14 protein-coding genes are annotated in these 12,990 nt (G+C 72.7%); 13 read left to right on the top strand and 1 reads right to left on the bottom strand.

The window, feature by feature from the left end; genetic code table 11:
- The first annotated feature begins 5 nt into the window (after positions 1-5).
- The 11 genes from ruvX (at position 6) to nusB (ending at position 10,195) form a co-directional block, all read left to right on the top strand.
- Complete coding sequence (gene ruvX, locus ACIF8T_RS08535; protein ID WP_400033091.1) at positions 6-470, top strand: Holliday junction resolvase RuvX; 465 nt, start codon at positions 6-8, stop codon at positions 468-470.
- A 120-nt stretch (positions 471-590) separates the two neighbouring features.
- Positions 591-2,276, top strand: coding sequence for an endolytic transglycosylase MltG (mltG, locus tag ACIF8T_RS08530; protein ID WP_400032571.1), 1,686 nt, complete (start codon positions 591-593; stop codon positions 2,274-2,276).
- Positions 2,276-3,103 (top strand): shikimate dehydrogenase, encoded by an 828-nt coding sequence (locus tag ACIF8T_RS08525; protein WP_400032569.1) that lies wholly within the window; start codon positions 2,276-2,278, stop codon positions 3,101-3,103. The genes mltG and ACIF8T_RS08525 overlap by 1 nt, the downstream gene beginning before the upstream one ends.
- Positions 3,104-3,151: 48 nt before the next feature.
- The gene (locus ACIF8T_RS08520) at positions 3,152-3,553 is read left to right on the top strand and encodes a hypothetical protein (protein ID WP_400032567.1); all 402 of its coding nucleotides are present in this window, start codon (positions 3,152-3,154) and stop codon (positions 3,551-3,553) included.
- Between the two features lie 181 nt (positions 3,554-3,734).
- On the top strand, positions 3,735-4,919 hold the full coding sequence (aroC, locus tag ACIF8T_RS08515) for a chorismate synthase (protein ID WP_400032565.1): 1,185 nt from the start codon (positions 3,735-3,737) through the stop codon (positions 4,917-4,919).
- A gap of 32 nt (positions 4,920-4,951) precedes the next feature.
- A complete protein-coding gene (locus ACIF8T_RS08510) occupies positions 4,952-5,434 on the top strand; it encodes a shikimate kinase (RefSeq protein ID WP_400033089.1) in 483 nt (160 codons plus the stop codon).
- Entirely contained in the window at positions 5,431-6,522 is a 1,092-nt protein-coding gene (aroB, locus tag ACIF8T_RS08505; RefSeq protein WP_400032563.1) for a 3-dehydroquinate synthase, read from the top strand. The genes ACIF8T_RS08510 and aroB overlap by 4 nt, the downstream gene beginning before the upstream one ends.
- Positions 6,523-6,740: 218 nt before the next feature.
- Positions 6,741-7,595, top strand: a complete 855-nt coding sequence (locus tag ACIF8T_RS08500) for a Pro-rich N-terminal domain-containing protein (RefSeq protein WP_400032561.1) — start codon at positions 6,741-6,743, stop codon at positions 7,593-7,595.
- A gap of 444 nt (positions 7,596-8,039) precedes the next feature.
- Positions 8,040-9,146: an aminopeptidase P family protein gene (locus ACIF8T_RS08495; protein ID WP_400032559.1), complete on the top strand. Its 1,107-nt coding sequence runs from the start codon at positions 8,040-8,042 to the stop codon at positions 9,144-9,146.
- 51 nt (positions 9,147-9,197) lie between these two features.
- A complete protein-coding gene (efp, locus tag ACIF8T_RS08490) occupies positions 9,198-9,764 on the top strand; it encodes an elongation factor P (protein ID WP_004002689.1) in 567 nt (188 codons plus the stop codon).
- Positions 9,765-9,766: 2 nt separating this feature from the next.
- The gene (nusB, locus tag ACIF8T_RS08485) at positions 9,767-10,195 is read left to right on the top strand and encodes a transcription antitermination factor NusB (protein WP_400032557.1); all 429 of its coding nucleotides are present in this window, start codon (positions 9,767-9,769) and stop codon (positions 10,193-10,195) included.
- Positions 10,196-10,568: 373 nt separating this feature from the next.
- Here nusB and bldD read toward each other — a convergent pair whose 3' ends face one another.
- Complete coding sequence (bldD, locus tag ACIF8T_RS08480; protein WP_030166512.1) at positions 10,569-11,072, bottom strand: transcriptional regulator BldD; 504 nt, start codon at positions 11,070-11,072, stop codon at positions 10,569-10,571.
- Positions 11,073-11,347: 275 nt separating this feature from the next.
- Between bldD and pyrR the strand changes: the two genes are divergently transcribed.
- Positions 11,348-11,908, top strand: a complete 561-nt coding sequence (pyrR, locus tag ACIF8T_RS08475; RefSeq protein ID WP_400032555.1) for a bifunctional pyr operon transcriptional regulator/uracil phosphoribosyltransferase PyrR — start codon at positions 11,348-11,350, stop codon at positions 11,906-11,908.
- Between the two features lie 97 nt (positions 11,909-12,005).
- A complete protein-coding gene (locus ACIF8T_RS08470; RefSeq protein ID WP_400032553.1) occupies positions 12,006-12,986 on the top strand; it encodes an aspartate carbamoyltransferase catalytic subunit in 981 nt (326 codons plus the stop codon).
- Positions 12,987-12,990 lie beyond the last annotated feature (4 nt).

The following is a 12,990-nucleotide window of genomic DNA, read 5'->3' as shown; positions in this document are numbered from 1 at the left end:
GGGGCGTGCGCCGCGGCCGCCGGCTCGCGATCGACGTCGGGGACGCCCGGATCGGGGTCGCCTCGTGCGACCCCGACGGGATCCTCGCCACCCCGGTGGAGACGGTCCCCGGCCGGGACGTCCCCGCGGCTCACCGCCGTCTGAAGCAGCTCGTCGAGGAGTACGAGCCCCTCGAGGTCGTCGTCGGCCTGCCTCGCTCCCTGAAGGGGGGCGAGGGCCCGGCGGCGGTCAAGGTCCGCGGATTCGCCCAGGACCTCGCACGCATGATCGCGCCGGTTCCGGTCAGACTGGTGGACGAACGCATGACGACGGTGACGGCCAGCCAGGGACTGCGCGCCTCGGGCGTGAAGTCCAAGAAGGGCCGGTCCGTCATCGACCAGGCGGCCGCGGTGATCATCCTGCAGCAGGCGCTCGAATCCGAACGGGTGTCAGGGAAGGCACCCGGTGAGGGCGTCGAAGTGGTCATCTGATCGCGATACGGTAACGTTCCGCGCGATGCGGCAGCATTCGAACAGCCGCCGCACCACAAGAGGCGGAACGGAAGCCGTGCCGAAGCCGCGCGACCGCCGCCTCGCGGCTCTAGGGGATCGATGACTGAGTATGGCCGGGGCCCAGGCTCCGAACCGTGGCATCCGGAGGACCCGTTGTACGGGGACGGCGGATGGGGAGGACAGCAGGCTCACGAGGGCCGGCAGTCCCCCTACGGCGGCCAGCCGCAGCACTATCCGCAGCAGCCGCAGTACGGCGAATGGAGCACCGGCGACCAGTCCGGTTACGGCCAGGCGCAGCAGCAGTACCCCCCGTACGGCCAGGAGCGGTACGACGAGCAGCAGTACGGCGCCCAGGCCCACCAGCAGGGGCAGGGCCACCCGCAGGACCACGGGCACCAGCAGGCGTACGACGGCGACGGCTGGTCCACGGGTGGACAGCAGCAGGTCCCGTACCCCGGCGACGCGGCGGACCCCTACGGGCAGCAGCAGGCCGGGTACGGCGGCGAGGCCGACTACTACGGCACCCCCGACGCCTATCCGCCGCCGGAGCCACCCAATCGGCGGCGCGCCGAGCCCGAACCGGAGACCGACTGGGACCCGGGTCCCGACCAGGGCGAACACGCCTTCTTCGCGGGCGGCGACGAGGACGACGAGCCGCAGGACCGGCGCGGGCGCGGCGAGCGGCGGGGCCGCGGCGGCAAGGGCAGGAAGGGGCGCAACGGCGTCGCCTGCCTGGTGGTCGTCCTCGTCCTCGGCGGCGGCGTGGCGGGCGTCGGCTACTTCGGCTACCAGTTCTACCAGGATCGTTTCGCCGCCGCCCCGGACTTCGAGGGAGACGGCAACGGCGAGCAGGTGACCGTCGAGATCCCCGAGGGCGCGCTGGGCTACAAGATCGGCCAGACGCTCAAGCAGGCGGGTGTCGTCAAGAGCGTCGACGCCTTCGTCGCGGCCCAGCAGAGCAACCCGGAGGGCCAGAACATCCAGGACGGCGTCTACACGCTCCAGAAGCAGATGTCGGCCGCGAGCGCGGTCGAACTGATGCTCAGCCCGGAGAGCCGCGACAACCTGATCATCGCCGAGGGCAAGCGCAACGCCGACATCTACCAGCTCATCGACAAGCGGCTGGAGGTCGAGGCCGGCACCACCGCCGCGGTCGCCGAGAAGGAGTGGAAGAACCTCGGCCTGCCCGACTGGGCGATGAACCACGAGGACGTCAAGGACCCGCTGGAAGGGTTCCTCTACCCCTCCAGCTACGGCGTCGCCAAGGGGCAGAAGCCCAAGGACGTCCTCAAGAAGATGGTGGCCCGGGCCACCGCGACGTACCAGCAGCTCGGCGTCGTGAAGAAGGCCGAGAGCCTCGGTCTGGAAGACCCCTGGCAGCTGATCACCATCGCGAGCCTGGTGCAGGCCGAGGGCACCAGCCACGACGACTTCCGCAAGATGGCCGAGGTCGTCTACAACCGCATGAAGCCCGGGAACCCGCAGACCAACGGGATGCTGGAGTTCGACTCCACGTACAACTACATCAAGAACCAGAGCGAGATCGACCTGAGCCTGAGCGAGCTGCGGAACTACGACAACCCGTACAACACGTACTTCTACAAGGGCCTGCCGCCGGGACCGATCGACAACCCCGGCGAGGACGCGCTCAAGGGCGCCCTCGACCCCACGGACGAGGGCTGGTACTACTTCATCTCGCTCGACGGGAAGACCAGCAAGTTCACCAAGACGAACGCCGATCACCAGAAGCTGGTCGATCAGTTCAACGCCTCGAGGGGCAACTGATGGCCGCACCGCGCCGAGCCGCCGTCCTCGGCTCCCCGATCGCCCACTCGCTCTCGCCGGTGCTGCACCGCACCGCGTACGGCGAGCTGGGCCTGGAAGGGTGGACGTACGACCGTTTCGAGGTCGACGAGGACGGGCTGCCCGGGTTCTTCGAGACGCTCGGCCCCGAGTGGGCGGGCCTGTCGCTGACCATGCCGCTGAAGCGGGCGGTGATCCCGCTGCTCGACGGGATCACCGAGACCGCGGCCTCGGTCGACGCGGTCAACACCGTCGTCTTCGCCCAGGACGGCCGCACGGTCGGCGACAACACCGACATCCCGGGCATGGTGGCGGCCCTGCGGGAGCACGGCATCGACAAGGTCGAGGCCGCCGCGATCGTCGGCGCGGGCGCGACCGCGTCGTCCGCGCTGGCCGCGCTCTCCCGGGTGTGCGCGGGCGAGATCACCGTCTACGTGCGCAGCGAGGCCCGCGGCGCGCAGATGCGGCAGTGGGCCGAGCGGCTGGAGGTCGCCGTGCGGATCGCCGACTGGGCGGACGCCGAGCGGGCCCTGCACGCCCCGCTGGTGGTCACCACCACCCCGGCCGGCGTCACCGACGTCCTCGCCCACGCCGTGCCCGAGCGTCCGGCGGCCCTCTTCGACGTGCTCTACGACCCCTGGCCGACCGTCCTCGCGGCCCGCTGGTCGGCGTACGGCGGTGCCGTCGTCAGCGGCCTCGACCTGCTGGTGCACCAGGCGGTGCTCCAGGTCGAGCAGATGACGGGACGCTCCCCGGCCCCGCTGGACGCCATGCGAAAAGCGGGCGAGCGCGCCCTCGCGGCCCGCTAGGATCCCTTCGGTTCCGCAGGGGGCGGAACGGGAGGGGAAGAACGGTTCATGTCTACTGGCGTGCCTCTGGCGTCCGTGAAGGGCGAGATATTCGAGGCCCTGCTGTGGTTCCTGCCCGACTGGGCGCAGATCGCGGTGCTCGCCCTCGTCGTGCTGGCGGTCGTCGCCTCCTGGGTCGTCAAGATCAAGCGCAGGATCGCCCACCGGCGCGCCGCCCGCAGCGGCGGACCGGCGCAGGCGGCGGTCCCGCACGGACAGGGCCGCGGCGCCGACCACCTCGGCCCGTACGCGCCGCAGCCCCGGCAGGGGAGCGGCGCCGACCACCTCGGGGCGTACGCGCCCCAGGCGCAGCCGCAGGCGCGGATCCAGGCGCAGCCGCAGCAGCCGAGCGGTGCCGACTTCCTCGGCGCCTACGCGCCGCAGCAGCGCCAGGGCCAGGGCCCGGTCTGATCCCTCCGCCGTCCGGAGCCGCTCGCGCCCGTCCGCCTGATGGACCGGCGGCCGGGCCGCGAGCCCGGACGTGGGAGGATCGGAGGTGGCGGACCGGAGCCGCGCACCCGGTCGCGCCGTCGCCGTACGCGAGACGCGCGTACGCAGGGCAGTACCGGGGCGCGAGCACTGAGGAGCACCGTTGAGCAGGTTGCGCTGGCTGACCGCGGGGGAGTCCCACGGTCCCGCACTCGTGGCGACGCTGGAGGGTCTTCCCGCCGGTGTGCCGATCACCACGGACATGGTGGCGGACCATCTCGCGAGGCGGCGGCTGGGCTACGGGCGCGGTGCCCGGATGAAGTTCGAGCGTGACGAGGTGACGTTCCTCGGCGGCGTGCGGCACGGACTGACGCTCGGTTCCCCGGTGGCGGTCATGGTGGGCAACACCGAGTGGCCGAAGTGGGAGCAGGTCATGGCGGCCGACCCGGTGGATCCGGAGATCCTCGCCGGTCTGGCCCGCAACGCGCCGCTGACCCGGCCGCGGCCCGGCCACGCGGACCTGGCGGGCATGCAGAAGTACGGCTTCGAGGAGGCCCGGCCGGTGCTGGAGCGCGCCTCGGCGCGCGAGACGGCGGCCCGGGTGGCGCTGGGCGCGGTGGCGCGGTCGTACCTGAAGGAGACGGCCGGGATCGAGATCGTCTCCCACGTGGTGGAGCTGGCGGCGGCGAAGGCGCCCTACGGGGTGTACCCGACGCCGGCGGACGTGGAGCGGCTGGACGCGGATCCGGTGCGCTGCCTGGACCAGGACGCTTCGAAGGCGATGGTCGCGGAGATCGACCAGGCCCACAAGGACGGCGACACCCTCGGCGGTGTGGTGGAGGTGCTGGCCTACGGCGTGCCGGTGGGCCTGGGCTCGCACGTGCACTGGGACCGGCGGCTGGACGCCCGGCTGGCGGCCGCGCTCATGGGCATCCAGGCGATCAAGGGCGTCGAGGTCGGGGACGGCTTCGACCTGGCGCGGGTGCCGGGCTCGAAGGCGCACGACGAGATCGTGACCACGCCCGAGGGGATCAAGCGGGCCACGGGGCGTTCCGGTGGCACCGAGGGCGGCCTGACCACGGGTGAGCTGCTGCGGGTGCGGGCGGCGATGAAGCCGATCGCGACCGTGCCGCGGGCGCTGCAGACCGTGGACGTCACCACCGGCGAGCCCGCCCAGGCCCACCACCAGCGCTCCGACGTGTGCGCCGTGCCGGCGGCCGGCATCGTCGCGGAGGCGATGGTCGCGCTGGTGCTCGCCGACGCGGTGGCGGAGAAGTTCGGCGGCGACAGCGTGACCGAGACCCGCCGCAACGTGCGGTCCTACCTCGACAACCTGGCGATCAGGTGAGTGCGGTGCCCCTGGTCGTGCTGGTCGGCCCGATGGGGGTCGGCAAGTCCACCGTCGGGCGGCTGCTGGCCGAGCGGCTCGGCGTCGCCTACCGCGACACCGACGACGACATCGTCGCCGCGCAGGGCCGCGCCATCGCCGACATCTTCGTCGAGGAGGGCGAGCCGGCCTTCCGCGCGCTGGAGAAGGAGGCGGTGCGCACCGCGCTCGCCGGGCACGACGGAGTCCTCGCCCTGGGCGGCGGCGCGATCCTCGACGCCGGCACGCGGGCGCTGCTCGCCGGGCAGCGGGTGGTCTACCTGTCGATGGACGTGGAGGAGGCGGTCAGGCGCACCGGCCTCAACGCGGCCCGGCCCCTGCTGGCGGTCAACCCGCGCAAGCAGTGGCGCGAGCTGATGGAGGCCCGCCGGCACCTGTACGAACAGGTCGCCACCACCGTCGTACCCACCGACGGCCGCACCCCCGAAGAGGTCGCGCAAGCCGCCCTGGACGCACTGGAGTTGAAGCAAGCATGAGCGAGTCAGTCACCCGGATCCAGGTGGGCGGCACCGCGGGCACCGACCCGTACGAGGTGCTGGTCGGCCGTCAACTGCTCGGCGAACTGGACGGGTTGATCGGCGCCAAGGCCAAGCGCGTCGCGATCGTGCACCCCGAGGCGCTGGCCGAGACCGGCGACGCGCTCCGCGCCGACCTGGCGGAACAGGGCTTCGAGGCGATCGCCATCCAGGTGCCGAACGCGGAGGAGGCCAAGACCGCCGAGGTCGCCGCCTACTGCTGGAAGGCGCTGGGGCAGTCCGGTTTCACCCGCACCGACGTCATCGTCGGCGTGGGCGGCGGTGCGACCACCGACCTGGCCGGGTTCGTGGCCGCGACCTGGCTGCGCGGCGTGCGCTGGATCGCCGTCCCCACCACCGTGCTGGCCATGGTCGACGCGGCCGTCGGCGGCAAGACCGGCATCAACACCGCCGAGGGCAAGAACCTCGTCGGCGCCTTCCACCCGCCGGCCGGCGTGCTGTGCGACCTGGCCGCGCTGGACTCCCTGCCGGTCAACGACTACGTCTCCGGGCTGGCGGAGGTCATCAAGGCCGGCTTCATCGCCGACCCGGTCATCCTCGACCTCATCGAGGCCGACCCCGAGGCGGCGCGCACCCCGGCCGGTCCGCACACCGCGGAGCTGATCGAGCGTTCCATCCGGGTCAAGGCCGACGTGGTCTCCGCCGACCTGAAGGAGTCGGGCCTGCGGGAGATCCTCAACTACGGGCACACGCTCGGCCACGCCATCGAGAAGAACGAGCGCTACAAGTGGCGGCACGGCGCGGCGGTCTCCGTCGGCATGCACTTCGCCGCCGAACTCGGGCGTCTGGCGGGCCGGTTGGACGACGCGACCGCCGACCGGCACCGCACCGTCCTGGAGTCGGTGGGCCTGCCCCTGCACTACCGCTACGACCAGTGGCCCAAGCTGCTGGAGACCATGAAGGTCGACAAGAAGTCCCGCGGCGACCTGCTGCGCTTCATCGTCCTGGACGGGCTGGCCAAGCCCACCGTCATGGAGGGCCCCGACCCGGCGATCCTGCTGGCCGCCTACGGCGAGGTGGGCCAGTAGGCCACCGGCGCACCGCCGTCCGCGCGGCGCACTCCCCGCGTCCCGCGCACCCGCGCACCCGCGCACTTCGCACCGCCCCCGGTCGTTCGTCCGACGAACGCCGGGGGCGGTACCGTTCGGACGGGGGGCGACCCCACGCCCCTTAGGCTGTGAGGAAGAGCGGGGGGCAGGCCCCCGCCGTCAGCGCCCATCGCCTGTACGAGACGGAGTGGCACCGGATGCAGCACGCAGTGGGTTCTCCGCTGCCGCCGCCCCACCAGCCGGGGCACGGACCGGCCGCCGGCTGGTCGCCGGCCGCACATCACCCGGGAGCGCACCCGGGACCGCACCAGAGCTCCGCCCCCGTGCCCCCACCACCCCCGGGACACCCCGTCCAGCCGGCCCACCCCACGGTCCCGCAGCACGTGCCGGTCCCCCCGGCACCGGACAGCACCGGCCATGTGCCGCTGCCGCCCGGCGGTCCCGTCGCCGCGCCCGGCGCGCCCCCCGTCCCGTCCGCCGCGCCGGACCCGTCGGCCACCACCCTCGCCGTGCTGCTCATCGGCCCGGCGGGCGCGGGGAAGACGAGCGTGGCCAAGTACTGGGCGGACCACCGCAGGACCCCCACCGCCCACATCAGCCTGGACGACGTGCGCGAATGGGTCCGCTCCGGCTTCGCCGACCCGCAGTCCGGGTGGAACGACCACTCCGAGGCGCAGTACCGCCTGGCCCGCCGCACCTGCGGATTCGCCGCCCGCAACTTCCTCGCCAACGGCATCTCGTGCATCCTCGACGACGCCATCTTCCCGGACCGGCCGGTCGTCGGCCTCGGCGGCTGGAAGCGGCACGTGGGCCCCGGCCTGCTGCCCGTCGTCCTGCTGCCCGGGCTGGACGTCGTCCTGGAGCGCAACGCCGAGCGCACCGGCAACCGCCGCCTCACCGACGAGGAGGTCGCCCGCATCCACGGCCGCATGGCCGGCTGGTACGGCTCCGGGCTCCCGATCATCGACAACTCCCAGCTCGACGTGCCGGAGACGGCACGCGTCCTGGACGACGTGCTGGCGCGGGCGATAGCGAGCCCGCCGAAGTGGTAGCCGGGGCGGGGCGCCGCCGCTGACGGAGGTCCGGGGCCTTGCTGGGGCCTTGGGACCGGGTTCCGGCCGGGCGCCTCCTCGGGTCGGCCTCGGGACCGGCTCAGGTCGGGCGTCCCCTTGGGTCGGCCTGAGCTTCGGGACTGGTTTCGACCGGGCGCCCCCTTGGGTCGGCCTCGGGGAAGGCTCAGGTCGGCGCCCCCTCGGGCCGGCCTCGGTATCGGCTCAGGTCGGGCGCCTCCTGGGGTCGGCCTCGGGACCGGCTCCGACCGGGCTTCCCTCGGACCGGCCTCGGTTCCGGCGACGCGGCCGACGTGGCGCACAGCGCGCCGTCCCGCACGCCGGACCGTCCTCCGCCCCGCCCGCACGCTCGCCCCGCGGCCGGCGGCACCCCCACTCGGCCCCGCTCGACCGGCGACATCCGGCCACCGCTCGTAGGCTCGGGTCATGTCAGAGGTGTACGCGGCCCGCCGGACGCGGCTACGGGATTGCTGCAACGCGGGTGGCAGCGCGGCGGCGCTCGTCTCCCGTCCCGCCAATGTGCGCTATCTCGCGGGCGCCGCCCCGCGCGGCGCCGTTCTGCTGCTGGGCGAGACCGAGGACCTGCTGGTCTGCGCCGGTCCGACGGACGACGGCCCCGGGCAGGCCCGGCCCGACGAGGCGCTGCGCGTCCACGCCCTGTCCCCGCACGCCGGCGATCCGGCCGTCGCGGCCGCCGGGCTCGCCGCCGAGCGGGGCACCGACTCCCTGGCCGTGGAGGAGCACCACCTCACCGTGGCGCGCCACCGCGCCATCGGCTCGGCCGCCCCCCGGCTCCGCCTGGCCGACCTGGCCTGCGCCGTCGAACAGCTCCGGGTCGTCAAGGACGAGGAGGAGATCTCCTGCCTGCGCATCGGCGCGGAGATCGCCGACCAGGCCCTGGGCGAACTCCTGGAGTCCATCCTCGTCGGCCGCACCGAACGCCACCTCGCCCTCGAACTGGAGAGGCGCCTGGTCGACCACGGCGCCGATGGCCCGGCCTTCCCCACCTCCGTCGCGGCCGGGCCGAACGCCGGCCGGCGCTCGCACCGGCCCACCGACCGCCGCGTCGAGGAGGGCGACTTCCTCTCCGTGTGCCTCGGCGCCGCCTACCGCGGCTACCGCTGCGAGATCGGCCGCACGTTCGTGATCGGCACGACCCCCGCCGACTGGCAGATCGAGCTGTACGACCTGGTCTTCGCCGCCCAGCGGGCCGGCCGGGAGGCCCTGAGGCCCGGCGCCGCCTGCCGGGACGTCGACCGCGCGGCACGCCAGGTGCTGGACTCCGCCGGGTACGCGGAAGGCCTCCCGCCGCTCGTCGGACACGGGGTCGGACTCGAAATCGACGAGGACCCTCAGTTGAGTCCCGCGGCCATGGGTAAACTGGACGCTTGCGTGCCGGTCACCGTCGAACCGGGGGTCCACCTCCCGGGCCGGGGCGGTGTCCGGATCGATGACACGCTCGTCGTGCGCCCCGAGGCGGACGGCGGACCCGAGCTACTCACCATCACGACCAAGGAGCTGCTCGCCCTGTAGGCAGGTGCGTGCCCCGGGGTCGTCCACGTCAGTCCAGGAGATTCCGCAACCGTGGCTTCCACGAACGACCTCAAGAACGGCATGGTGCTCAAGCTCGAAGGCGGCCAGCTCTGGTCCGTCGTCGAGTTCCAGCACGTCAAGCCCGGCAAGGGCCCGGCCTTCGTGCGCACCAAGCTCAAGAACGTGCTCTCCGGCAAGGTCGTCGACAAGACCTTCAACGCCGGCGTCAAGGTCGAAACGGCCACCGTCGACAAGCGCGACATGCAGTTCTCCTACATGGACGGCGACTACTTCGTCTTCATGGACATGGAGACGTACGACCAGCTCCACATCGACCGCAAGACGGTCGCCGACGCCGCCAACTTCCTCGTCGAGGGCTTCACGGCCACCGTCGCCCAGCACGAGGGCGAGGTGCTCTTCGTCGAGCTGCCCGCCGCCGTCGAGCTGACCATCGCCGAGACCGAGCCGGGCGTCCAGGGCGACCGCTCCACCGGCGGCACCAAGCCCGCCACCCTGGAGACCGGTCACCAGATCCAGGTCCCGCTCTTCATCACCACCGGTGAGAAGATCAAGGTCGACACCCGCACCAGCGACTACCTCGGCCGGGTGAACAGCTAACCGTGGCTGCCCGCAACACGGCCCGCAAGCGCGCCTTCCAGATCCTCTTCGAAGGCGATCAGCGCGGCGCCGACGTCCTGACGGTCCTCGCGGACTGGATCCGGCTCTCCCGGGCCGACACCCGGCAGCCGCCGGTGAGCGAGTACACGATGCAGCTGGTCGAGGGCTACGCGGAGCACGCGCAGCGCATCGACGAACTGCTCGCGCAGTACTCGGTCGGCTGGACGCTCGACCGGATGCCGGTCGTCGACCGCAACATCCTGCGGCTCGGCGCGTACGAGCTGATCTGGGTCGACGAGACCCCGGACGCCGTCGTGCTGGACGAGATGGTGCAGCTGGCCAAGGAGTTCTCCACGGACGAGTCGCCGTCGTTCGTCAACGGCCTGCTCGGCCGTCTGAAGGAGCTGAAGCCCTCGCTGCGCCGCGCGTAGCCGCAGAACCGGCCGGGGGCCGCGGTCGTCCTCGACCCGCGGGCCGTCGACGGCCGGTCGCGCGGTTCCCGCGCCCCGGAGGGCGTGAACACGCCGTAGGGCCCACCACGACACGTGGTGGGCCCTACGGCGTCGTCCGGGCCCGTCAAGGCCCCCGAAACGCCGCCGGGGGGGGGGGGGCCCCCCGGGGGGGCCCCCCCCCCCCGGCCGTTTTTTGGGTGGCGCCCCGGGGGGGGGCCCCCACGGGGGGGGGGCCCCCCGGCCCCCCCGGGGGGGGCCCGGCCCCCCCCCCCCCCCCCCCCCCCGGGGGGGGGGCCCCCCCCCCGGGGCCCCCCCCCCCCCGGCGGTACGTTTCTGCTGAGCCGCCGAGCGGTCAGCCCTCCTCGTGGGAGGCGACCGCGCGACGCGCGTCGGCGTCCAGCACGCCCCAGCTGATCAGCTGCTCGGTGAGGACCGAGGGCGACTGGTCGTAGATGACGGCGAGGGTGCGCAGGTCGTCCTGGCGGATCGAGAGCACCTTGCCGTTGTAGTCACCGCGCTGCGACTGGATCGTGGCCGCGTAGCGCTGCAGGGGGCCCGCCTTCTCGGCCGGCACGGTGGCCAGCCGCTCCAGGTCCAGGACCAGCTTCGGCGGCGGCTCGGCGGCGCCGCCCGGGGTGGTGCCCGGAAGCAGCTCCTGCACGGGGACGCCGTAGAAATCCGCCAGCTCGGCGAGGCGCTGGACGGTCACGGCGCGGTCGCCGCGCTCGTACGAACCGACCACGACCGCCTTCCAGCGTCCCTGGGACTTCTCCTCGACACCGTGGAGGGAAAGGCCCTGCTGGGTGCGGATCGCCCGGAGCTTGGCCCCGAGCTGTTTGGCGTATTCGCTGGACATATAGCTCCCCGGCACTGTGTCGACGCGTCTGGCGTGGGTGCCAGGCCGCGCGGCTGGTAACTCACTGTGAGGTTACGCAGCGTTACTCTGCCGCGTCAAGCCGAATGGTCCGCACCGGCTCTTCCGTGGTAGTGGCGCTGCGTTGGGCCGAACGGGTGACAGGGGCGCGGCAGGGGGGTGATCGGGGGAGTGACGCGGGCCTGGTACCGTGGATGGCGCAATCCCGACGTCCTTTAAGGTCCGTCCCGTGAGGCGGAGAAGGAGGTCCGTTTCGTATGGACACGCAAGCGTCCGATGCGCGGCCCGTTCTCGAAGGCCCCGACATCGCGCGGGTACTGACCCGCATCGCCCACGAGATCGTCGAGCGCGCCAAGGGCGCCGACGACGTGGTGCTCCTCGGCATTCCGACCCGGGGCGTCTTCCTCGCCCAGCGGCTCGCCGTCAAGCTGGAGAAGATCACCGAGCGCAAGGTCCCGGTCGGCTCGCTCGACATCACCATGTACCGCGACGACCTGCGCCTGCAGCCGCCGCGCGCGCTCGCCCGCACCGAGATCCCCGGTGACGGCATCGACGGCAAGCTCGTCGTGCTCGTCGACGACGTGCTGTTCTCCGGCCGCACCATCCGCGCCGCCCTCGACGCCCTGAACGACATCGGGCGCCCCCGCGCGGTGCAGCTCGCGGTCCTCGTCGACCGCGGCCACCGCGAACTGCCCATCCGCGCCGACTACGTCGGCAAGAACCTCCCCACGTCGCTGCGGGAGACGGTCAAGGTCCAGCTCGCCGAGGAGGACGGTCGCGACACCGTGCTGCTCGGTGTGAAGCAGACCGCCCAGTAGCAATCAGGGCGCACGGCCGCTGCCGTACGCCGCCCCGGTGCGCGCCCGGTTGCCCGTTATCTCCCTCTTGCTTGAACTGCCTTACGGAGCCTGACAGATGCAGCGTCATCTCATCTCGGCCGCCGACCTCACCCGCGACGACGCCGTCCTGATCCTCGACACCGCCGAGGAGATGGCCCGGGTGGCCGACCGGCCGATCAAGAAGCTGCCGACCCTGCGCGGCCGCACGATCGTCAACCTCTTCTTCGAGGACTCCACCCGGACCCGGATCTCCTTCGAGGCCGCCGAGAAGCGGCTCTCCGCGGACGTCATCAACTTCTCCGCCAAGGGCTCCAGCGTCTCCAAGGGCGAGTCCCTGAAGGACACCGCCCAGACGCTGGAGGCCATGGGCGTCGACGCCGTGGTCATCCGGCACGGCGCCTCGGGGGCCCCGTACCGGCTGGCGACCTCCGGCTGGATCGACGCCCACGTCATCAACGCCGGTGACGGCACCCACCAGCACCCCACCCAGGCCCTGCTGGACGCCTTCACCATGCGCCGCCGGCTCGTCGGCCGGGACGCGGGGATCGGCCAGGACCTCGCCGGCCGGCGCATCACCATCGTCGGCGACGTCCTGCACAGCCGGGTCGCCCGCTCCAACGTCGACCTGCTGCACACCCTCGGCGCCGAGGTCACCCTGGTCGCCCCGCCGACCCTGCTGCCGGTGGGCGTCGGGAACTGGCCCTGCGAGGTGTCGTACGACCTGGACAGCACGCTGCCCAAGTCCGACGCGGTGATGATGCTGAGGGTGCAGCGCGAGCGCATGAACGCCGCGTTCTTCCCGACCGAGCGCGAGTACTCGCGCCGCTACGGCCTCGACGGCGACCGCATGGCGCGGATGCCCGAGCACGCCGTCGTGATGCACCCCGGCCCGATGGTCCGCGGCATGGAGATCACCGCCGAGGTCGCCGACTCCGACCGCTGCACGGTCGTCGAGCAGGTCGCCAACGGGGTCTCCATCCGGATGGCCGTCCTGTACCTGCTGCTGGGCGGCAACGAGCCCGCCACCACCCAGACCGCCCGTACCGAGGAGAAGTAAGACC

This window comes from Streptomyces sp. NPDC085946 (assembly GCF_044540485.1).
Classification (GTDB): domain Bacteria; phylum Actinomycetota; class Actinomycetes; order Streptomycetales; family Streptomycetaceae; genus Streptomyces.
Note: the sequence above shows the minus strand (reverse complement) of the source record. Positions and strands in the feature narration are given on the sequence as shown.